This window comes from Microbulbifer sediminum, from assembly GCF_021729035.1.
GTDB classification, from domain to species: domain Bacteria; phylum Pseudomonadota; class Gammaproteobacteria; order Pseudomonadales; family Cellvibrionaceae; genus Microbulbifer; species Microbulbifer sediminum.
Window position 1 is genome coordinate 407,272 of the sequence record NZ_JAJSAP010000002.1, and the last position, 22,448, is coordinate 429,719.

The 22,448-nt window shown below is 61.7% G+C and carries 17 protein-coding genes; 13 read left to right on the top strand and 4 right to left on the bottom strand.

What is annotated here, in order from left to right:
• Window positions 1-13: 13 nt before the first annotated feature.
• Window positions 14-616: a Fe-S biogenesis protein NfuA gene (gene nfuA, locus LVD11_RS04505; protein WP_237056716.1), complete on the bottom strand. Its 603-nt coding sequence runs from the start codon at window positions 614-616 to the stop codon at window positions 14-16.
• A gap of 251 nt (window positions 617-867) precedes the next feature.
• On the opposite strand from nfuA, the gene metH reads away from it, so the two are divergent.
• From metH to asnS, 5 genes are all read left to right on the top strand, one after another.
• Entirely contained in the window at window positions 868-4,563 is a 3,696-nt protein-coding gene (gene metH, locus LVD11_RS04510; RefSeq protein ID WP_237056719.1) for a methionine synthase, read from the top strand.
• A 14-nt stretch (window positions 4,564-4,577) separates the two neighbouring features.
• Window positions 4,578-4,835 carry a DUF2970 domain-containing protein gene (locus LVD11_RS04515; RefSeq protein WP_237056721.1) on the top strand — a complete coding sequence of 86 codons (258 nt, stop codon included), beginning with the start codon at window positions 4,578-4,580 and terminating at the stop codon, window positions 4,833-4,835.
• Between the two features lie 513 nt (window positions 4,836-5,348).
• Entirely contained in the window at window positions 5,349-7,010 is a 1,662-nt protein-coding gene (locus tag LVD11_RS04520; RefSeq protein WP_237056723.1) for a nitrite/sulfite reductase, read from the top strand.
• Entirely contained in the window at window positions 6,994-7,551 is a 558-nt protein-coding gene (locus tag LVD11_RS04525; RefSeq protein ID WP_237056725.1) for a DUF934 domain-containing protein, read from the top strand. The genes LVD11_RS04520 and LVD11_RS04525 overlap by 17 nt, the downstream gene beginning before the upstream one ends.
• 239 nt (window positions 7,552-7,790) lie before the next feature.
• On the top strand, window positions 7,791-9,191 hold the full coding sequence (asnS, locus tag LVD11_RS04530) for an asparagine--tRNA ligase (protein WP_237056728.1): 1,401 nt from the start codon (window positions 7,791-7,793) through the stop codon (window positions 9,189-9,191).
• 102 nt (window positions 9,192-9,293) lie between these two features.
• On the opposite strand, the gene LVD11_RS04535 is transcribed toward asnS, so the two are convergent.
• A complete protein-coding gene (locus LVD11_RS04535; protein WP_237056730.1) occupies window positions 9,294-9,974 on the bottom strand; it encodes a lysozyme inhibitor LprI family protein in 681 nt (226 codons plus the stop codon).
• A 221-nt stretch (window positions 9,975-10,195) separates the two neighbouring features.
• On the opposite strand from LVD11_RS04535, the gene LVD11_RS04540 reads away from it, so the two are divergent.
• The 3 genes from LVD11_RS04540 to LVD11_RS04550 all read left to right on the top strand — a co-directional run bounded on the left by LVD11_RS04540 (window position 10,196) and on the right by LVD11_RS04550 (window position 14,253).
• Complete coding sequence (locus LVD11_RS04540) at window positions 10,196-11,515, top strand: ATP-grasp domain-containing protein (protein WP_237056732.1); 1,320 nt, start codon at window positions 10,196-10,198, stop codon at window positions 11,513-11,515.
• Window positions 11,516-11,554: 39 nt separating this feature from the next.
• Window positions 11,555-13,579, top strand: a complete 2,025-nt coding sequence (locus LVD11_RS04545) for a CocE/NonD family hydrolase (protein ID WP_237056735.1) — start codon at window positions 11,555-11,557, stop codon at window positions 13,577-13,579.
• Window positions 13,580-13,698: 119 nt separating this feature from the next.
• Window positions 13,699-14,253, top strand: coding sequence for a serine O-acetyltransferase (locus LVD11_RS04550; protein ID WP_237056737.1), 555 nt, complete (start codon window positions 13,699-13,701; stop codon window positions 14,251-14,253).
• Window positions 14,254-14,304: 51 nt separating this feature from the next.
• Here the strand turns inward: LVD11_RS04550 and LVD11_RS04555 are convergent, their stop codons facing one another.
• Window positions 14,305-15,528, bottom strand: coding sequence for a CaiB/BaiF CoA transferase family protein (locus LVD11_RS04555; RefSeq protein ID WP_237056739.1), 1,224 nt, complete (start codon window positions 15,526-15,528; stop codon window positions 14,305-14,307).
• A gap of 253 nt (window positions 15,529-15,781) precedes the next feature.
• On the opposite strand from LVD11_RS04555, the gene LVD11_RS04560 reads away from it, so the two are divergent.
• Window positions 15,782-16,150: an Mpo1-like protein gene (locus LVD11_RS04560; protein ID WP_237056741.1), complete on the top strand. Its 369-nt coding sequence runs from the start codon at window positions 15,782-15,784 to the stop codon at window positions 16,148-16,150.
• Window positions 16,151-16,199: 49 nt separating this feature from the next.
• On the opposite strand, the gene LVD11_RS04565 is transcribed toward LVD11_RS04560, so the two are convergent.
• Complete coding sequence (locus LVD11_RS04565; protein WP_237056742.1) at window positions 16,200-17,636, bottom strand: TyrR/PhhR family helix-turn-helix DNA-binding protein; 1,437 nt, start codon at window positions 17,634-17,636, stop codon at window positions 16,200-16,202.
• 193 nt (window positions 17,637-17,829) lie between these two features.
• Between LVD11_RS04565 and phhA the strand changes: the two genes are divergently transcribed.
• The 4 genes from phhA to LVD11_RS04585 all read left to right on the top strand — a co-directional run bounded on the left by phhA (window position 17,830) and on the right by LVD11_RS04585 (window position 22,441).
• Complete coding sequence (gene phhA / locus LVD11_RS04570) at window positions 17,830-18,648, top strand: phenylalanine 4-monooxygenase (RefSeq protein WP_237056750.1); 819 nt, start codon at window positions 17,830-17,832, stop codon at window positions 18,646-18,648.
• Window positions 18,649-18,939: 291 nt separating this feature from the next.
• Window positions 18,940-19,410, top strand: coding sequence for an Lrp/AsnC family transcriptional regulator (locus LVD11_RS04575; RefSeq protein WP_237056753.1), 471 nt, complete (start codon window positions 18,940-18,942; stop codon window positions 19,408-19,410).
• Between the two features lie 123 nt (window positions 19,411-19,533).
• Complete coding sequence (locus LVD11_RS04580) at window positions 19,534-21,165, top strand: aminotransferase class V-fold PLP-dependent enzyme (protein WP_237056755.1); 1,632 nt, start codon at window positions 19,534-19,536, stop codon at window positions 21,163-21,165.
• Window positions 21,166-21,271: 106 nt separating this feature from the next.
• Window positions 21,272-22,441, top strand: coding sequence for a cation:proton antiporter domain-containing protein (locus LVD11_RS04585; RefSeq protein ID WP_237056771.1), 1,170 nt, complete (start codon window positions 21,272-21,274; stop codon window positions 22,439-22,441).
• Window positions 22,442-22,448 lie beyond the last annotated feature (7 nt).

The window sequence follows — 22,448 nt, forward strand, 5'->3', positions numbered from 1 at the left end:
CGATCTTCAGCGATCAATAGTACGCCTGCGACTTATCCGTGTGGTCGGTGATGTCCTTCACCCCGGCCACTTCCGGAATCTTCTCTTTCAGGGTCTTCTCGACGCCCTCTTTCAGGGTCATGTCCACCATACCGCAACCCTGGCAGCCGCCGCCGAATTGCAATACGGCATAGTTGTCTTCGGTGAATTCCACCAGACTTACCTGACCACCGTGGGCTGCGAGCCCCGGGTTGATATCGTTGTAAAGGACGTAATTGATACGATCCTCGATCGGACTGTCATCGGTGATCTTGGGCATCCGCGAGTTCGGCGCCCGGATGGTCAACTGGCCGCCCATCTTGTCCGAGGAGTAGTCCACCTTCGCCTCGTCCAGGTAGGGCACAGAACGGCCCTCAAAGTAGGCCTTCAGGCCATCCAGCTCCATCATTACATCGTCTTCCTGCTCCTCGCCGGGACGGCAGTAGGCGATACAGGTTTCCGCTGTCGGGGTGCCCGGGTTGGACACGAACATGCGGATGGCGATGCCCTCGCAATCCTGCTTCTCCAGCAGCTCGCGCAGGTACTCCTGGGCAGACTCTGTGATGGTGACATTCAGCGCTGCAGGTTCTTGTGACATATACCTTCTCAAATAACCGAGTTTCCTTGTCGGGTATTTTACTCTCACTTGCGCCCGAGTTAAACCAACGGGATGCACACGCAAGACAACAGGGATCAAATAACCGCTAACTTCCCTTTAAGATCAACTGGTTATAACGGATTCATGCGCCCATTACACAGCGCAGGTGGCGCCGGGCATGTTAATATGGGCGCCCTGAAATGACTCACCGACCACAACCATTCAGCGACAGCCAACCGAAGGAATCGCCAATGTCCCAGCAGTCCCGCAGTGAACGCCTCAACCAGCTCCAGTCAGCGCTCGCCGAGCGCATCGTTATCCTGGACGGTGGCATGGGCACCATGATTCAGCGGGAGAAACTGCAGGAGGAGGACTTCCGCAGTGCGCGGTTTGCGACCCACCAGGGCGATCTCAAGGGCAACAACGACCTGCTGAGCATCACGCGGCCGGACCTGATCGAGCAGCTGCACCGCGACTACCTGGCCGCCGGCGCGGACATCATCGAGACCAACACCTTCAACTCGACCCGCCTGTCCCAGGCCGACTACAGCCTGGAGGCGCTGGTCCCCGAGCTGAACCGGGCCGCCGCAGAGCTGGCCCGGCGCGTGGCGGATGAAGTGGCGACACCGGACAAGCCACGCTGGGTGGCGGGCGTGCTGGGCCCGACTTCCCGCACCGCCAGCATTTCCCCGGACGTGAATGACCCGGGGGCGCGCAACGTAACCTTCGACGAACTGGTTGATAACTACCGTGAGGCCGGGCGCGCGCTGATCGAGGGTGGCAGCGACCTGGTCCTGATCGAAACCATCTTTGACACCCTGAACGCCAAGGCAGCCATCTACGCCCTGCACGACCTGTTCGATGAACTGGGTTATGCCCTGCCGATCATGATCTCCGGCACCATTACCGACGCCTCTGGCCGTACCCTTTCCGGACAGACTACCGAAGCGTTCTACAACTCCATCGCCCACGCCCGCCCGCTGAGTGTCGGCCTGAACTGCGCCCTGGGCGCCACCGAACTGCGGCCCTATGTAGAGGCGCTGTCCGCCGTCTGCTCTGGGCACGTATCGGCCCACCCCAACGCCGGCCTGCCCAACGAGTTCGGCGAATACGACGAGACACCGGAAGAGACCGCGGCCATCGTCGCGGAATTCGCCCGCAGCGGCTTTATCAACATACTCGGCGGCTGCTGCGGGACGACTCCCGAGCATATTGCCGCCATTGCCACAGCAGTCGCCGACATCCCGCCCCGCAGGTTGCCGGAAATCAAACCGGCACTGCGACTGTCGGGCCTGGAGCCCTTCACCGCAGACGAGCACTCCCTGTTCGTCAACGTGGGGGAACGCTGTAACGTGACCGGTTCGGCGCGCTTCAAGCGCCTGGTCCTGGAGGATGACTACGACACCGCTCTGGAGGTGGCCGCCCAGCAGGTCGAGGACGGAGCCCAGGTCATCGATGTCAACATGGACGAGGCGATGCTGGATTCGGTCGCCGCCATGCGCCGCTTCCTCAACCTGGCCGCCACCGAGCCGGAAATCGCCAAAGTGCCGTTTATGGTGGACTCCTCCAAGTGGGAGGTAATCGAGGCCGGGCTGCAGTGCATCCAGGGCAAGCCGATCGTCAACTCCATCAGCCTGAAGGAAGGCGAGGTGGACTTCGTCGAGAAGGCCCGGCTGTGCCTGCGCTATGGTGCCGCCGTCGTGGTCATGGCCTTTGACGAGAAGGGCCAGGCCGATACCTTCGAGCGCAAGCGGGAGATCTGCGAGCGCAGCTACCGCATCCTGGTGGACCGGGTCGGCTTCAATCCCTCAGACATCATCTTCGACCCGAACATCTTCGCTGTCGCCACCGGCATCGACGAGCACAACAACTACGCGGTGGACTTTATTGAAGCCACCCGCTGGCTACGCCAGAACCTGCCGGGTGCCCAGGTAAGCGGCGGGGTCTCGAACGTGTCGTTCTCATTCCGCGGCAACAATCCGGTACGGGAGGCGATCCACTCGGTTTTCCTGTACCACGCCATTAAGGCCGGCCTCAACATGGGTATCGTCAACGCTGGCCAGCTGGCGGTCTATGACGACCTGCCGGAAGAGCTGCGCGAGCACGTAGAGGACGTGATCCTCAACAAGCGCCTGGACGGCACCGAGCGGTTGCTGGAAATTGCGGACAAATACCGCGGCGACGGCACTGGCCAGGCGCGCAAGGAAGACCTGGGCTGGCGCGAATGGCCAGTGAACAAGCGCCTGGAGCACGCACTGGTCAAGGGCATCACCAGCTTTATCGAGGAAGATACCGAGCTCGCCCGCGAAGCCGCAGCGCGCCCTCTGGAAGTGATTGAAGGGCCATTGATGGACGGCATGAATGTGGTCGGCGACCTGTTCGGGGAAGGCAAGATGTTCCTGCCCCAGGTAGTGAAATCGGCCCGAGTCATGAAACAGGCTGTGGCCTACCTGCAGCCCTATATCGAGGCGGAAAAAACTGCAGACAGCAAACCCAATGGCCGCATCCTGATGGCCACGGTCAAGGGTGATGTGCACGATATCGGCAAAAATATCGTCGGCGTGGTACTGGCCTGCAACAACTTTGAAGTAATCGACCTGGGCGTTATGGTGCCGGCAGAGACTATTCTGCAGACCGCCCGGGAAAAGCAGTGTGACATTATCGGCCTGTCCGGCCTGATCACCCCGTCCCTGGACGAGATGGTACATGTAGCAGCAGAAATGGAGCGCCTGGGCTTTGATATCCCGCTGCTGATTGGCGGGGCCACCACATCCAAGGCGCACACTGCCGTCAAGATCGAACCGGAGTTCCGTCGCAACCAGGTGGTTTACGTCCCCGATGCCTCGCGCGCTGTCGGCGTTGCCAGTAACCTGCTCTCTGACCAGCACCGCCCCGGGTACGTGGCGGGCGTGCGCGAGGAGTATGAGAAAGTCCGCCATCGCACGGCCAACCGCAAGCGCAACGACAAGCGCCTGACGTACGAGGAGGCCCTGGCGGCGGCACCACAATTTAACTGGCAGGAATACACCCCGGCGGCGCCCAATAAGCCAGGCGTGACCGTGCTCGAGGATATCCCCCTGGAGACCCTGGTCGACACCATCGACTGGACGCCCTTTTTCATCTCCTGGGACCTGGCCGGTAAATACCCGGCCATCCTCAACGACGAAGTCGTGGGTGAGGCCGCTACAGACCTGTATAAAAACGCCCGCCTGATGCTACAGCAGATCATCGACAAGAAGCTGCTGCGGGCCCGTGCAGTGATCGGCCTGTGGCCTGCCAATAGTGACGGCGATGATGTGGTCGTTTACAGTGATGATTCCCGTACAACGGAACTGGCGCGCCTGCACCACATGCGCCAGCAGGTACAGAAGCGTGGCGGCGACGGGCTCTGCCGGTCCCTCGCGGATTTCGTCGCGCCAGTAGGATCCGGGGTAGCCGACTATGTCGGCGGGTTCGCGGTGACCGCCGGTATCGGTGCCGATGAACTGGCAGCTGAATATGAGGCCGCCCACGATGACTACAACTCGATCATGGTGAAGGCGCTGGCAGACCGGCTGGCGGAGGCCCTCGCCGAACACCTGCACCGGCAGGTCCGCACGGATTACTGGGGATACGCCCCGGACGAGGCACTGACCAACGAGGAGCTGATCCGCGAGGCATACTCCGGCATCCGCCCTGCCCCGGGCTATCCGGCATGTCCGGACCATACCGAAAAGGCAACGCTTTTCCGGCTGCTGGGCGCGGAGGAAAATGCCGGTATCAGCCTGACCTCTCACTACGCCATGATGCCGGCGGCCTCTGTCAGCGGCTGGTACTTCGCGCACCCGGAAGCCAGGTATTTCAACGTGGGTAAAATCGGTCGCGACCAGCTGGCAAGCCTGGCCGAGCGGAAAGGCACGGCCGAACAGGAGCTGGAGCGCTGGCTGCGCCCCAACCTCGAGGACTAGCGGGAAGAACCCCAATGCCTAGAAAACCCGAAGATACACAACAGACGGGCCACACCGCACAGGACGACATGCGCGGGAACTCCCCTTCCTTCGGCCAGGTCGTGCTCAGCACGCTGGCCGCAGCCATCGGCGTACAGAGCAGCAAGAACCGCGAGCGCGATTTTAGCAGCGGGAATATCAAGGCCTATATTGCCGCCGGCATCATCTTCACCGCGCTCTTTGTATCGGCCCTGGTGCTGATTGTGAAACTGGTGCTGGGGAATATGGGCTGAAGGCCAATGCGGGACGACGCTACAACCGGGCCAGGCAGAGAAGCCGGGGAAGGGTGACAGGACCAGCTCGCCCGGTACACAACCACCCGGGCGGCCGGAGGGGGCTGGGGAGTTACTGCGATGCCACCCAGTACACACAGGTCACAACAAAAATTGCAACCAGCGCCACGGCGGCAATGGCGTCTACTGCATTATCGCTATCATTAGATACAACTACTTCTTTACTCATCGGAATACTCCGCTTACGCATTATTCTTATACAGGTAGCTGTTGCCGTTTTGAACGGTCAACCAAGTAGAGCAAATACCCACAGGCAGCGCAAGCGGGTGACGCACAGTGCCAGTTGTACAGGCTCCGGAGACCATTCCTCATATAACTATTAGTTACTGATATAGCAAAAAATATTGTTATTTTTTGCATAAGAGCGCTGGTATGTTATGCGCCATCGGAGAATCCGCGGAGCTTTTGGCCCGCCTCCGGCTTGCGCAAAAAAGGCAATGGAATCAAGCTGTTATGTATCGATATGACGACCGGGACCGCACCATCATCGGTGAACGCGTGGCGCAGTTCCGCAGCCAGACCGAACGTTACCTGGCTGGCGACCTGAGCGAGGAGCAGTTCCTGCCACTGCGCCTGCAGAATGGCCTCTACATCCAGCGCCTGGCACCCATGCTGCGCATCGCAGTCCCCTACGGCCTGCTGAACAGCGAGCAACTGCGCCGCCTGGCCCGGATCAGCCGCGACTACGACAAGGGCTATGCCCACTTCACCACGCGACAGAACCTGCAGTTCAACTGGCCCCGCCTGGAGGATGTGCCGGATATCCTGGCCGAGCTGGCGGAAGTGGAAATGCACGCTGTGCAGACCAGCGGCAACTGTATCCGCAATACCACCTCGGACCCCTATGCCGGTGTTGCCCGCGACGAGATCGCCGATCCGCGCCCCTATTGCGAGCTGATCCGCCAGTGGTCCACCTTCCATCCGGAATTCGCCTTCCTGCCACGTAAATTCAAGATTGCCGTCAACGGTGCCGAGGCAGATCGTGCGGCAATCCGGGTCCACGACATCGGTGTGCAGCTTGTGGAGCGGGACGGCGAGATCGGTTTCCAGGTCTATGTGGGGGGCGGCCAGGGACGCACCCCTGTGATCGCCGAGAAGATCCGTGAATTCCTCCCCGAGGAAGACCTGCTTTCCTATCTCGAGGCCATTGTCCGCGTCTACAACCAGCTGGGTCGGCGTGACAACAAATACAAGGCCCGCATCAAGATCCTGGTCAAGGCGCTGGGGCCGGAGGAGTTCGGCCGCCGTGTGGAACGCGAGTGGGAGCAGATCCGGGGCGGTGCCGACCGCTTGACGCCCGAGGCCCTGCAGTGGGCCAGGTCATTTTTCGACGCTCCCGACTACGCGGACCTCGACGGCGCTGCTGCTGACTCCGCGCTGCAGTCACAGGCGGAGGGCGACAAAGCCTTTGCCCGCTGGCTGGAGCGCAACACCTTCCCGCACAGGGTGCCAGGCTATCGAGCCGTGCGCCTGTCCACCAAGCCCACCGGCGTCCCCCCGGGCGACGTCACCGATACCCAACTGGAGGCCATCGCCGACCTGGCCGACCGGTTCAGCTTTGGTGAGGCCCGGGTTACCCATGACCAGAATGTCGTCCTCGCGGACGTACGCGAGGACGAACTCCTAGAGCTTTGGCAGGCCGCACGCAAGCAGGGCTTTGCCACACCCAATATTGGCACCCTGACGGATATGATCTGCTGTCCGGGCGGCGACTTCTGTTCACTGGCCAACGCCAAGTCAATCCCGGTGGCAGAGGCAATCCAGCGTCGCTTCGACGACATGGACTACCTCTACGACCTGGGCGACCTGAACCTGAATATTTCCGGCTGCATGAATGCCTGCGGCCACCACCACGTGGGCCATATCGGGATCCTGGGGGTGGACAAGAAAGGCGAGGAGTTCTACCAGGTGCAGCTCGGGGGCAGTTCCTCGGAAAACGCCAGCCTCGGCAAGGTACTGGGGCCCAGCTTCTCCCGCGCCGAGGTACCAGGGGTGATCGGCATTATCCTGGATACCTACGTGGAGCAGCGTCGTCCGGACGAGCTGTTCCTTGACACTTACCAGCGCATCGGCCTGCAGCCCTTCAAGGAGAGAGTCTATGCCAAAGCCAGCTAAAACCGGCCCCCAACCACAAAACCCGGCCCAGTTGATCCGGGATGGACGGGTTGTGCGCAACGAGTGGCGACTGCTGCCGGCCGATGATGAAAACGCGGCAATCACCGCCGAAGCCCTGGCACCGGGCAAGGTGATACTGCCCCTCCCTGTCTGGCGAAGACTTCGGGAAGACCTGGCCGAGCGCGGCGATGAGATCGGGGTATGGCTTGACAGCGACGAGACCGCCGACCAGCTGGGCGACGACGCCGGTCAGTTGCCCCTGGTGGCCGTGCACTTCCCGGCCTTTGCCGATGGCCGCGGCTTTACCACCGGCAGGTTGCTGCGTGAGCGCTATGGTTATACGGGCGAGTTACGTGCCGTGGGCGGCTTTATCCGCGACCAGCTGACCTACCTGCGCCGCTGCGGCTTCGACGCCTTTGCCTACGAGGGCGAGGAGGACCCGGCAGCCCTCCTTTCGTCCCTGCGGGACTTCAGTGACAGCTACCAGGCTGCCGTAGACGAATCGCAGCCCATATTCCGTCGACGCGCGCTCGGCGGCTGACCCGTTCCTGCCGGTAACCGCACCCGCGGATACCGGCACTCCCCCGGATCGGGATCGCAACCAGCGACCGCCCGGCCCTGAACGCCACTGCCCACCCCGTAGCCGCCGCACTATCGCCCCAAGCTCCCTGGGACTGGATTTCCACCCGGCAACAGTCCAATATGCCCGCCGTAACAGGTCTACGCGGACTGCCCAAAAACTGGGCACCCCGCGAGTCAATAGAGAACCGAGCGAGAACAATGCAAGTCGAGTCTGTAGATACTCTTTTGAAATCCAGCGGTCGCGAGGGCGAGCAGGCCCGTATCCAGGGCTGGATTCGCACCCGTCGCGATTCCAAGGCCGGGCTGTCTTTCCTGGCTGTCCACGATGGCAGCTGCTTTGACCCTCTGCAGGTAGTGGTGGAGTCCAGCCTCAGCAACTACCAGTCCGAGGTGCTGCGCCTGACCACCGGTTGCGCTGTCGATATCGTTGGCACCATCAAGCCGTCCGAGGGCAAAGGTCAGGCCATCGAGCTGCTGGCCAGCGAAGTCCACGTGGTCGGTTGGGTCGAGGACCCGGATACCTACCCGATGTCTCCCAAGCGCCACACCATGGAGCACCTGCGGGAACACGCTCACCTGCGCCCACGCACCAATGTTGGTGGCGCCGTGGCCCGGGTCCGCAACTGCATTGCGCAGGCAATCCATCGCTTCTTCCACGAACAGGGTTTCAACTGGGTCCACACGCCGATCATCACCGCGTCCGACTGTGAGGGTGCCGGCGAGCTGTTCCGGGTCAGCACCCTGGACCTGGAAAACCTGCCCCGGACCGACAAGGGCCAGGTGGATTTCCACGAGGATTTCTTCGGCGAGGAGACCTTCCTCACCGTATCCGGGCAGCTCAATGTGGAGAGTTACTGCCTGGCCCTGTCCAAGGTATATACCTTCGGCCCCACCTTCCGGGCCGAAAACTCCCATACCACCCGCCATCTGGCGGAGTTCTGGATGGTGGAGCCCGAGATCGCGTTTGCCGAGCTGGCAGATATTGCGGCGCTGTCGGAGCAGATGCTCAAGTATGTCTTCAAGGCGGTCCTGGAAGAGCGCGCTGACGATATGGCCTTCTTTGCCCAGCGCATCGACAAGGAGGCCATCAGCCGCCTGGAGAACATCATCGAGAATGACTTCGCGCGCATCAATTACTCCGAGGCAATCGACATCCTGGAGAACTGCAAGGAGAAGTTCGAGTTCCCGGTATCCTGGGGCATCGACCTGGCTTCCGAACACGAGCGCTACCTGGCCGAGAAGCACTTCAAGAAGCCGGTGGTGGTAATGAACTACCCGAAGGATATCAAAGCCTTCTACATGCGCATGAACGACGACGGCAACACTGTTGCCGCAATGGACGTCCTCGCCCCGGGCATAGGCGAGATCATCGGCGGCTCACAGCGTGAGGAACGCCTGGACAAGCTGGACGCGCGCATGGATGAGATGGAGATTCCCAAGGAGCACCTGGACTGGTACCGGGACCTGCGCCGCTATGGCACTGTACCCCATGCCGGCTTCGGTCTCGGCTTTGACCGCATCGTGTCCTACGTCACCGGTATGGGCAATATCCGCGACGTTATCCCCTTCCCACGCACACCGCGTAACGCCGCATTCTGACCGCAGGCGTCCGCTTTCAATGGCGTGCATGAAAGCCCCGGCCAGGTGTCCGGGGCTTTTTTCGTTTTGCCGGGAGCGGCGGCCGCCAGCCCGCTGCGGAAATCAGGGGCCGTCACCACACTGGGCGAAAGCACGGTACGCCTGCGCCTTCCGTACGTACCGGCGGCTGCCCCGGCACTCCAACGGCGCAGATGCGTTTCCCTCCGGCCGTAACCAGAGCTTGTCACCATCGAACAGCAGGGAAATCGATGCCCCCCTGTAACCCCTGACGGGCGAGCCCCCATTGCCGACCATAAATACATTCTCCCCGCGAAATGTAGCGCTCAGTGAAGGAAGGCTGGTGTCATAAAAGCGCAGTGTCAGGACTTCACGTCCGCAGCGATATCGCGCCTCCCTCTCCAGTCCGGCCATTGCCAGCTCCACCTGCAACTCGGCGATACGGCGACGGTAATGCCGCACGGCACAGTCACGTGGATTACCCGCCCGCCAGCAGTTATTACGTGACTCGAGCCAATCCCGCTGGGAAGCCTGCAAGCGCTTGCGCGCCACCTCACCGACTTCCCGCAGCCGGGCCGCCCCTCGCACGATTTCCCCCAGCATGTGGTCCAGTCCGCTGAGCTCGGAGTCCTGGCAGACAAGATTCTCTATAGCCAGACCTGACAGTTCATCGCAGCTGACCCGCCCTGTCGCACCGGCAGCACCCGTCGAAATGGCCACCAGCAACAAAATCAAGGGGGCCCCCAGCAGGGATATCACCCTGCGCCGGGCAAGCAAGACAGCCATTACTTCTCACCGTCGTGAAATTCACCTTGTTTCAATCTAGCACTGGCGCAGGAATCTTTCCTGCAAACCAGGCGACTGTCGGGGGAAAACCGGGGTGGGAAAGCGCCCCGCCGACATCGCGCGGCCGACTCACCCCTGAGGCAAACCGGGCAGTTTTGAGCTGCTATGCTGGAAAAAGCAATGCTTTCTGATGTTTAAAAACCTGCCAATGGGGAGCAAGAATGGCCAGGCAGTTCTTTGTTTTCGGGCTCGCCCCACTGCACCGCGAGTACCTGAATGCAGTGAGGGGTGCAGAGCAGTTCCAGTGGCACGAACTTTTTACCGATGACGAAATTGTCTGGTTTCCCGAACGCCCAATGGCAGATCTCCTCGATGACGCCGAGCGGAAGGTACGGCGCTACAACGGTCAACTTGCCGGCATCATCAATCACTGGGACTTTCCCTCCAGCACCCTGCACCCCATCATTTGCCAGCAGCACGGCCTGCGCTCAGCCACCCTGCCAGCGGTGATGAAATGCGAGCACAAGTACTGGAGCCGACTGGAACAACGCGCTGCCCTCCCCGGCTGGGTTCCCGAATTCTGCCCGGTGGACCCATTTGCAAAGGATCCTCTCCAGCAACTCCAGTTCGGCTTTCCTTTCTGGCTCAAGCCAATAGTGGGCCACTCTTCCCAGCTGGGCTTCCGGGTTGATGATGAGGCGGGCTTTCGCCGCGCCATAGAGATAATCCGCGGCGAAATCCGGCAACTGGGGGAGCTGCTCAATTACGCCCTGGCCAGGGTCGGGATCCCGCCTGAAGTGGGGCCAGTGGACGGCAACTGGTGCCTCGCGGAAAAGCTTCTCAGCGGCAAGCAATGCGGTATCGAGGGCACAATGATCAACGGCTGCTACAGGGTGCACGGCATCGTTGATACGGTGAAAGACAGCCGCAACCAGAGTTTCACCCGCTACGAATATCCGTCCGCGTGGCCGGACTATGCCCAGGAAAAAATCTGTGCGGCTGGCGAACGGCTGCTGCGTCAGATTGGCTTCGACAATTCGGCTTTCGGTATCGAGTTTTTCTGGGAACCGGCCACTGATACCTTCCGGGTACTGGAGATCAATACCCGTATATCCCAGTCCCATAGCGACCAGTTCGTCAAGGTGCACGGCGTCTCCAATCATGAGGCCGCCCTGGATGTCGCGCTCGATCGGACCACCGATTTTTCTGACCTGCAGGGCCCCTTCAAGTGTGCCGCCAAGTTCATGCTGCGGCGCTACGCCGACACACTGGTCACCCGCGTCCCCACCGAACCCGAACTCCGGGCGCTCGAGGCATCCATCCCGGGCTGCCGGATCCACCTGGTCGTCGATGAAGGCCAGCAACTCAGCGACCTGGCAAGCCAGGACAGCTACAGTTATGAAGTGGCAGATATCTGCCTGGGAGCCCAGGAGCAGGAAGAATTACTGGAAACCTACCGCAACCTGGCCGGGCAGCTGAAGTTCGAGTTTGCCGATGGCCGAGGCTTCGAACCTTTCCAGTTCGAGAGCGTTCGCTACTGAACACGCCCAACACACCTATCCCTCGCCACTGGAGTTCCGATGCGGGTAGTAACAGATTTCCCGTGCAAGATTACCGCAATCGAACATGTCGAGATTCCGCTGGCGGATGGTGGCTGGCTGGCAGCGCGTATCTGGATGCCGGAAGATGCGCCGCAACATCCGGTCCCGGCAATCCTGGAATATATTCCCTACCGCAAGCGCGACAAGACCCGCCTGCGGGACTCCGTCATGCACCCCTATTTCGCCGGCCACGGTTACGCCTGCGTGCGCGTGGACCTGCGTGGCAGCGGCGAGTCGAGCGGGGTAATGACGGACCAGTACCGCGAGCAGGAGTTGAGTGATGCGGTGGAGGCGATCGAGTGGATAGCCCGACAGTCCTGGTGCGATGGCAGCGTCGGTATGCAGGGCATTTCCTGGGGAGGCTTTAACGCCCTGCAGGTGGCGGCACGCCAGCCCCGCGCCCTGAAGGCCATCGTGTCCTGCTGCTCTACCGACGACCTCTATATCGACAACATGCATTACATGGGCGGCTGCCTGCTTACTGACAATCTGTCGGAGGCCACCACCATGTTTTCCATCAACACCTGCCCGCCCGATCCCGCACTGGTCGGCGACAAGTGGCGGGACATGTGGCTGGAGCGGCTGCGAGGCAGCGGCCTGTGGCTGGACATCTGGCTGCGCCACCAGCACCGGGACGGCTACTGGGAACACGGTTCCGTCAGTGAGAACTACGAAGCCATCCGTTGCCCCACCATGCTGGTGGGAGGCTGGGCCGACGGCTACACCAACGCCATTTTCCGGCTGCTGCAGCACCTGGAGGTTCCCCGCCTGGCCCTGATTGGCCCCTGGGGACACAAATACCCCCACCAGGGGATTCCGGGCCCCGCCATCAATTTCCTGGGCGAGGCACTGCGCTGGTGGGACCAGTGGCTCAAGGGCAAGGACACGGGTATCACCGGGGAACCGACCCTGCGGGCGTGGATGCAGGACAGCGTGCCGCCGACCACCTACTACTGGCAACGTCCCGGGCGCTGGGTGGGCGAGGACAGCTGGCCATCGGCGAATATTATCGAGCGGGTCTACGAGCTCTCTGCCTACCGGATCCTGTTTGGCAATGAACCGCCCTGTGTTATGGAGAATGTTCTACGGGTACAGTCCCCCCTGAGCGTGGGCCTGTTTGCGGGCAAGTGGTGCTCTTACACCGCCGCTCCTGACCTGCCCCACGACCAGCGCCAGGAAGACGGCGGCGCACTGGTGTTCCAGAGCGCCCCGCTGCAGGACGACCTGGAAATCCTCGGGGCACCACGCATGGAAATTGAGCTGAGCTCTTCACAGCCCATCGCCATGGTTGCCGTGCGCCTTTCCGATGTATCACCCGACGGTGCCGCCACCCGTGTGACCTATGGCCTCTTCAACCTGACCCATCGCCACGGCCATGACAAGCCTGAAGAGCTGGTCCCCGGCCTCAAGTACCGGGTGCAGGTGCATATGAACCATGTTGCCCAGGTGTTTCCACGGGGACACCGGCTGCGCGTGAGTGTCTCAACTTCGTACTGGGCCCTGGCCTGGCCACCACCCAAACCGACGCGCCTGGATATCTATTGTTCCACCAGCAACCTGGTACTGCCATTGCGCAAGCCCCGGGCGGAGGATGACCGGATCCGGTTTGAACCCGGCGAGGGTGCGGAACCGGTAAAAATCGAGTACCTGGAATCGCCACACCACAACTGGCTGGTACACCAGGACCTGGCCGAAGACATTTCCACCCTGGAGGTGATCAAGGACGACGGGCTAATCCGTATCGACGAAATTGACCTGGAATACGCCAGTCGCACCTGGAACTGGTACACGTTCCAGGATAACGACTTCAATTCCCTGAAGGGCGAGACACGTACCGAGCGCACCTTTGCCCGCGATGACTGGTTTGTGCGCACCACTACCCGCACCATACTGACCGCGGACGCCGATTTTTTCTATATTCACGCCCAGCTCGATGCCTGGGAAGGCGACGACAGGGTATTCGCGGAGAACTGGCAGAGGAAAATTCCGCGGGATTTTCTCTGATTCTGGCCAGGACATTCATCCGCTTTACCTTTTCCGGGTCCGCCCAGCAGTGGTATGTTAAGCGGCCGACAGAGCGCACCAGGCGATCGGCGAACAAGGACAGGGATGGAGCAGCACGGATGGCCCAGGAGATTTCCGCAACAGAGCCCGATTGGACGCGCGAACGCCCCAGGAGATTCTGGGACCCATCGCGCAAACTGTTGAAAAGCATTCGCGACTACCAGCACACCGACGATGGCCCGCTGGCCGGTATCCGCCGGCGGCTGGCGGTTGTGCGGCACCGCTTCTGGAGCATCGTATCCGGGGCGGATATCCCTCTCAATTGCCGCATCGGCGGAGGGCTCCAGATGCCCCACCCAAACGGCATTGTCATTCATCCCGAAGCCGAGGTGGGAGTAAACTGCCTGCTGCTGCAACAGGTTACCCTGGTCAGCGGGGTCACCCTGGGGGGCAACGTGGATATCGGTGCGGGGGCGAAGATTATCCGGCCAGTGGCAGTTGGCGCCCATGCACGTATCGGGGCCAACGCGGTGGTACTGGCGGATATACCCGCAGGCACGGTGGCCGTCGGCATCCCCGCGCAGGTAATCGGGCAGGAGGCGCAGACCGGCCTCGCCGATACCCACGCCCGGGCCGGGACTGGACCGAGCAGGACAACGGCGCTGACGGAGTAAGCACCCCCGGAGCCGTGATGGCCGGGCCAGGGAGGGCCCCGCCATCACGGTTCAGATAATCCCCTCCTTCCGCAGGGCTTCAACCTCACCGGAATCCTTCCCCAGCATCTCCCGCAGGACCTCCTCCGTGTGCTCGCCCAATACTGGCGGTGCCTGGTCGTATTCCAGCGGTGAAGCGGAGAAAACCACCGGGTTGCGCACCGTGCGCACGGTGCCGGCGGTGGGGTGCTCCTGTTCCACTACCATGCCCCGCGCCCGGACCTGGGGATCGCTGAATACCTGCTGCAGGTTGTTAATGGGACCGCAGGGTACGTGGGCCTCACTGAGTTTCTCCAGCCACCAGCCGGAATCCCGCTCCCGGGTCGCCTGCTCGATCATGGGAACCAGCTGTTCCCGCGCCATCACCCTGGCGGCATTGGTGGCGTAGGCGGGCTGTTCCGCGAGATCACCCAGCCCGGCGATTTGGCAGAAGCGCTTGAACTGGTCGTCATTACCCACAGCCAGCATGAAATAGCCATCCCGGGATGGCACAGCCTGGTAGGGAACGATGTTGGGATGCGCGGTGCCCTGGCGCTCCGGGCTGCGACCGGAAGTGAGGAAATTCTGGGCCTGGTTGGCCAGCCAGGCCACCTGGGTATCCAGCAGGGCCAGGTCGATATACTGGCCCTCCCCTGTCTGCTGCCGGTGAATCACTGCCGCGAGGACAGCCGAAACGGCATACATTCCGGTCATCAGGTCGGCTACCGCCACACCCACTTTCTGCGGACCGGCGCCGGGCTGCCCCTCCGGCACACCGGTCAGGCTCATGAGGCCGCCCATGCCCTGGATCATGGCGTCGTAACCCGCACGGTTGGCATAGGGGCCAGTCTGGCCGAAACCGGTAATCGAGCAGTAGATGATGCCGGGATTGATCTCGCGAATGGCGGCGTAATCCAGTCCGTATTTTTCCAGTCCACCGACCTTGTAGTTTTCCAGCAGGATATCGCAGCATGCTGCGAGATCGCGGACAATCTGCTGGCCCTCCTTGCTGGTGATATCCACTGTCAGTGATTTCTTACCGCGGTTCGCACTGAGGTAGTAGGCCGCCTCACTGGTATCGGCCCCCTGGCCGTCTTTCAGGTAGGGCGGGCCCCAGTGCCGCGTGTCATCGCCCCGCCCCGGGCGCTCGACCTTGATTACTTCAGCGCCGAAATCGGCAAACACCTGCCCCGCCCATGGGCCAGCGAGAATCCGGCTCAGGTCGAGAACCTTGAGATGGGAAAGCGGTCCCGGCATAACTACTCTACTCCTTATTCTTTAGCCCGCGGCCAATCGACAAGACGACACACGACAGGCAGTCTGCAATCCGGGACGCAGACTACCAGATTCTCTGCCGGCCTGTTGCGGGAGCTGTTTACAGCGGGCTCAGGGCAGGTCCCGGCCCCATAACGGACGCCCCCTGGGCACCCGCGCTCACTTGGACCACCGCCTGAAGCGGCGTACACTGGCTCGCGTATCGGACTGCATAACAAAAAACCGGAGACCGGTAATGACAACAGAACCCCAGCAAACCGAGCCTGCCCCGCGTGACGGAGAACAACCGCAATCGCAACCCCAAGAGGAATTCGGGTCTTTTGCCGACTTCTACCCCTTTTACCTGAATGAGCACGCCAACCTCACCTGCCGGCGCCTGCACTTTGTCGGCACGCTGCTGGTAATCGCCCTGCTGCTCACCACCGCCTTTACCGGCAACCTGCTGTGGTTGCTGGCAGTACCGGTGGCCGGGTATGGCTTTGCCTGGGCCGGACATTTCTTCTTCGAGCACAATCGCCCCGCAACCTTCAAACACCCGCTCTACAGCCTGCTGGGGGATTTCGTGATGTTCCGGGATATGCTGCTGGGACGGATCGAGCGCTGAGTGCCTAGTATATTTACGTGCATTGTTGCAACGGGCGCAAACCAGGCATTTACCGGGCCAGGCCATGCCGGCGTAACTTGTTCGCCACCGCGGTGTGGGAGATTCCCAGCCGCCGGGCCATCTCCCGGGTCGAAAGGCGCTGTTGTACCAGTGCCTGCAACATGCCCCGCTCCACTTTATCCATCGCCTCCCGGTAATTGAGCCCCCGGGCCCAGTCCAGGGGCAGGCCATCATTGTGCGGCGCCAGTTCCGGAAGATCGTCGACGGTAACCAATGTTTCCCCACGGGCTCGACTGCGCCGGGCAGCTACGGCGAGAAAGTCCAGCAGCCCGGCAAAGTTTCGAGGCCAGTCGTGCGCATGCAGCCGCTCCAGCGCACCAGCCGAGAGAGAGAGCTGCACCTGGTCGTCGCCGGACTTCGGCCTCCCCACTTCCCACAAAATCGCCGTGGCAAAGCGATCCATCGCAGGCCGCATACTGCGCAAAGGCGGTAATTCAAGCACTAAACTGGAAAAAAACTGTGCCAGGCCCGGCTGCAACAGCTCCGGCTGGCGACAGGTGGCAACCGGGCGGACGCTGCGCGGCAATTCCCGCAGGTGGCGCAGCAGTGATAGCTGTGCAGCGGCCGGCAACTTCTCCGGTTCATCCAGGATCAGGGTACCCGCGCCGGGCCAGTCCCGGGGCATCAGGCCCACCACCGCGGCGGAGGATGCGTCCAGGCGCAAACACTCCCCCCGGGAAGCGACCGGCGACAGGTAGTGCGCGGCCCCGGCAAAGGTGCTTTTGCCACTGCCCTCTTCACCGGTGATCAGCAGCGGCGACACCAGGCCGGCCATTTGCTGGAGGTCCAGGCACACCCGCCGACGCAGGTCAAAATCCCACAAAGCGACCGGGGGCGGGAGCCGCGACAGTACTGCGGTATCTGCGTCCGCCTGCAGTGTCAACACTGCCCCGGCCAGAGACTCAACCTCGTTACTATCCGCCAGCGCGATGGGCACCCACTCCAGCCTGAAGCTGCTTCCGCGCACGGTAACCGGCACTCCGTAGCGCGGCACGGCGAAATCCCGCAGCAGTTCTGCAACCTGCAGCAGAGGCAGGAAACGCTGCAACTGCATGCCGGGCACCCGGTCCACACCCACGCCAAAGGCTCGCGCGGCCGCCAGGTTAGCGGCCACGATCCGCCCCTCCCTGTCCACCGAGAGCACCGGCTCAGAGACGTGGCGCAGGAGCGTATCCAGCTCGAAGTGGCGGCGTTCGGAGGGAATCAGGGATATACGGCGCACCCGCTTCAGGCCGGGCACCTGCAGCAGGGATTTCTCGATCGCATTGAACTGGGTGTTGAGCATTCCCGGCGCAGACAGGTAAACCTTGTCCCCGCTGTCACCACCCAGCTCTCCAGATGCCACATTTACCCGGTAATCGGCAAATATAGCCGTTATTTCATGCAATATGCCGACACGATTGTCACAAGTTATCTCTACGCGCATAGAAACCTGTAAAGATTAGTTTACAAAAATCTTAGCGCCAGCACACTGCGGTATGCAAGTGTGGGGGCCGCAGCCTGCCACTCCCACCTCACTCTGGCTAAAAATGTGGGGGTGATAAAAACAATGAGTTAGCGCACCTGCGCCACTTGGGTCCACAGGGCCAGTGGCCATGACGCGCCGGGAGAACAGAGCCATGAAGCAGAAAGATTCCCAAGCCAGCGGCAAGAAACCGAGCAAGTATATCGCCCGGGAGCCGGACGCCCAGGGCTATATCCACTACACCGATGTGGAGCACGAGACCTGGCAGCGCCTGATCGAGCGGCAGCTGAAAATGGTTCCGGGACGCGCCTGCGACGAGTACCTGCGCGGGCTCGAGTTGCTGGACCTGCCCCGCGACCGCATCCCGCAGCTGGAGGAAATCAGCAGCGTCCTGAGGCGCGAGACCGGCTGGGAAGTGGCCCGCGTGCCGGCCCTGATCGGCTTCGAGACCTTTTTCGGGCTGCTGGCAGACCGGAAGTTCCCGGTCGCCACGTTTATTCGGACCCCGGAAGAGTTCGACTACCTGCAGGAGCCGGATATCTTCCATGAAATCTTCGGTCACTGCGCCATGCTGACCAACCCGGCTTTTGCCAACTTCACCCAGAAGTATGGCCAGCTGGGCCTTGCCGCCTCCCCCAAGGAACGTGCCTACCTCGCCCGCCTCTACTGGTTCACGGTGGAATTCGGGCTGCTGCAGACCAGCGATGGCCTGCGGATCTATGGCGGCGGCATCCTGTCATCGCCCAAGGAGACCCTGTACGCCCTCGGCGACGAGCCGGACCGGTATGATTTCGATGTGCTCGACGCACTGCGGACGCCCTACCGTATCGACATCGTGCAGCCCATTTACTACGTGCTGAACGACCTTCAGCAACTGCAGGAGCTGACCGAGATCGACCTGATGAGCCATGTTCGCGAGGCGATCGACCGGGGGCTGTTCGAGCCGCGATTCCCGCCGAAGAACGCCGCCTGAGCCAGACGCGCGCTGCAGTCCCCCCTGTGGCGCGCGCAACACTACCCCCATCTACTCACCGACAGTTCCCCAGCACTTCCCCCATCCGCTCCCCCGCAAGAGAAATCCGGGCTACCGACTCGGCTGACGGGAGATTAACGTTACCGGTGTGAGTGCAGAGGTTGGCCAACGATTCCCGAGGTCGGATCCCCGCACCACATACAAATTAGCCGGGGTATTTTGTTGCCACTGATGGCCCCAATGCATGATTCAGGGATACAGACCCCGCGTTATAGGGAGCTTTGTAGAACAATGTCCTCACTTGACGCGATCGACAGACAACTTCTTGCTATCCTGCAATCAGATGTTAGCCTTTCCATCGAAGAGCTGGCCGAGCGTGTGGGGCTGACCAAGACCCCTTGCTGGCGGCGGATTCAGAAACTGGAGAAGAGCGGCATCATCCGTCGCAAGGTGGCCCTGCTGAACGCGGAGGTCCTGGGGCTACCGGTGTCGGTGTTTGCCCAGGTTAAAACCGACCAGCACACCGCCGAATGGGCCGAATCGTTTGCCGCGCTGGTGGGAAAGCTACCGGAGGTGGTTGACTGCTACCGGATGGCCGGCGAGTACGATTACCTGCTGCGAATCGTGGTCGGTGATATCGCCGCCTATGACCGTTTCTACAAGGAACTGATCCGCCAGGTGGGCATCAGCGATATCGTCTCCAACTTTGCCATGGAGCAGATCAAGAGCACCACCGAACTGCCCATCCCCCCCGGAGACTGACACCGGCCGCTCGAGTACCGCACCCGATAATTTTAAAAACAATGGACGGCGGGCCACCCGTTACCCCACAGGGCAAGTGGGGTCACCGGGCCTGCAACCCGACCCGTCTTGGCAGTAGAGATAATGATGAAAGACCATGCCACCCTTCTCGAGCGCATCCGCACCAGCGTCATCGGCGAGCGCCTGCCGCTTGCCACCCCATTTGGCACACGCCCGCTGATCTACGCCGACTACACGGCTTCCGGACGTGGCCTGACATTTATCGAGGATCTCATTCGTAACCAGGTACTGCCCTGGTATGCCAACACCCATACCGAGACTTCGGCCACCGGCCGGCAGACCACCGCTTTCAGGGAACAGGCACGCGCTGCAGTGCGGCGCTCGGTGAATGCCGGCGAGGAACACGCGGTAATTTTCTGCGGAGCAGGAGCCACTGCTGCCGTCAACCGGCTGGTGGATAGCCTGGGCCTGCGAGCCAGCCAATACCAGCGTTTTGGCGCCACTTCGGCGGAGATCCCCTCCGCCCGGCGCCCGGTAGTTTTTATCGGTCCCTACGAGCACCATTCCAACGACCTGCCCTGGCGCGAATCGGTGGCCGAGGTCGTAACGATTCCCCAGGGAGCCAATGGCAGCGTCGACCTGGAGGCCCTGGACCAGGCGTTACTGGAACATGCGGACCGGCCACTGCGCATCGGCAGCTTTTCCGCTGCCTCCAACGTCACCGGTATCCGCACCGATGTCGAGGCAGTGACCGCATTACTGCACCGCCATGGCGCCCTGTCATTCTGGGACTACGCGGCCGCCGGGCCCTATGTGGAAATCGATATGCAGGGGGATGGTGACAGTACCTGCAAGGACGCCCTGTTCCTCTCGCCCCACAAGTTTGTGGGCGGTCCCGGCACGCCGGGGGTACTGGTGGTGCGTAAGTCACTGCTGCCCGCCGAACGGCCGGCGGTCCCCGGGGGAGGCACCGTGTCCTGGGTCGGCCCCGAAAGCCATACCTACCTGCCTGCCGGCGAGCGCCGGGAGGAGGCCGGCACCCCCGCAATCGTCGAATCCGTGCGGGCAGGTATGGTCTTCGCCCTGAAAGACCGGGTCGGTGCCGCAGAGATCGAGGCGAGGGAGACACAGTGGCTGGATCGCGCCTTTGCACGCTGGGGCAGCAACCCGAATATCGAGATTCTGGGCGGTACCGGGGCTCCCCGTGTCAGCATCGTCTCCATGCATATTCTCCGGGACGGCAAGCCCCTCCACCACGGGTTTGTGGTGGCCCTGCTGAATGACCTGTTCGGCATCCAGGTCCGCGGTGGCTGTTCCTGCGCGGGCCCGTATGGCCACCAGCTGCTGCACCTGACCCCCGAGCAGAGTGCCGCCCTGGAAGAGCTGGTGAGCGAGGGGGAAAGTATCCTCAAACCGGGCTGGGTGCGCCTGAACTTCAATTATTTCCTCGACGAGGAGACCGCCGACTACCTTATTGAGGCAATTGAAATTGTTGCGGCGGATGGTCACCGGCTGCTGCCCTATTACCAGTACGACGCGGCCAGCGGCGTCTGGCGCTACCAGGGTGAGCCGGCCGAGGCGCCCCTGCAGCTGGATATCGACAGTGCGGCCCCCGATGCGCCGGCACCGGTCACCGCCGAACTGGCGGGATTCCTGCAAGAGGCGAAAGAGGTACTGCGGGCCCCACAGGGGCAAATCTGCGCGCAACCGATCCTGTCGGAACGCGCCGAGGGCCTGCGCTGGTTCAACCTCTGAACGGCCGCCCGGGAGGCTAACAACCCGGTGGTTCCCGCTGCACCGGCATCCGTGGATAATGTCCGGGGGACAGGCCCCGGACGGGACAGCGACACAAGGAGCGACAGTGGCGGAAACCTCCCTCTTCCAGTCTTTTTTTCTGATATTCAGCGGCGCCGCGCTGATTGCCACCCTGGCACTCTACGGGCGCCAGCCATTGCTGGTTGCCTATATTGCGCTGGGCGTACTGCTGGGTCCCTCAGGTGTCGGCGTCGTGAGCAATGTTCAATTGCTGGCCGATATGTCCACCATCGGCATTATCTTCCTGCTATTCCTGCTGGGACTGGATATGCAGCCCCGGGCACTGGTGTCGGTCATGCGCAAGGCCACGTTCGTGGGCCTGATCAGCTGCGCCCTGTTTCTGGGAATGGGCTTCGCCATCGGCCAGCTGTTCGGGTTTACCAGGGTCGAATCCTGGGTGATCGGCATGGCGATGATGTTCTCCAGCACCATCATCGGTATCAAGTTGCTGCCCACCACAGTGCTGCATCACAAGCACCTGGGCGAAATCATGGTGGGGCTGCTGCTGTTCCAGGATTTTGTGGCCATCGCCTGCCTGATGATCCTGTTGAGCGGCAGCACCGGTGAGGTGGATATCGCGCGCCTGGGCCTGTCCTTCGCCGCCCTGCCCCTGCTGGTGGTCGCTGCCTGGGCAGTAGTGAAATATGTGCTGCTACCCCTGCTGACCCGCTTCGATCGCTTCCATGAATATGTATTCCTGATTGCGTTGGGCTGGTGTATGGGGATGGCGGAAATGGCTGAAGTTGCGGGTCTCTCACGGGAAATCGGCGCCTTTATTGCCGGAATTACCCTGGCGACCAGTCCCATTTCGCAGTACATCGCCCTGAGCCTGAAACCCCTGCGGGATTTCTTCCTGATCCTGTTTTTCTTCAGCCTTGGGGCACAGTTCAATCTCGCCATGGTGCCCGAGATCGCCCTTCCCGCACTGGTGACAGCTGCAGCGGTACTGGCAGTGAAACCGGTGGTGTTCCGCTACCTGCTGGGCAACCAGAGTGAGCAGAACGTGTTGTCCTGGGATGTGGGTTTCCGGTTGGGGCAGATCAGTGAGTTTTCGTTGCTGATTGCGTTCCTGGCGGTGGGGCAACAGTTGATCGGCAGTGCCGCCTCGCACCTGATCCAGGCCACCGCCATCATTACCTTCCTGGTATCGTCCTACATCGTGGTGATGAACTTTCCCAACCCGATTGCCATCAAGGACCACCTGCGCCGGGACTGACGGGGTA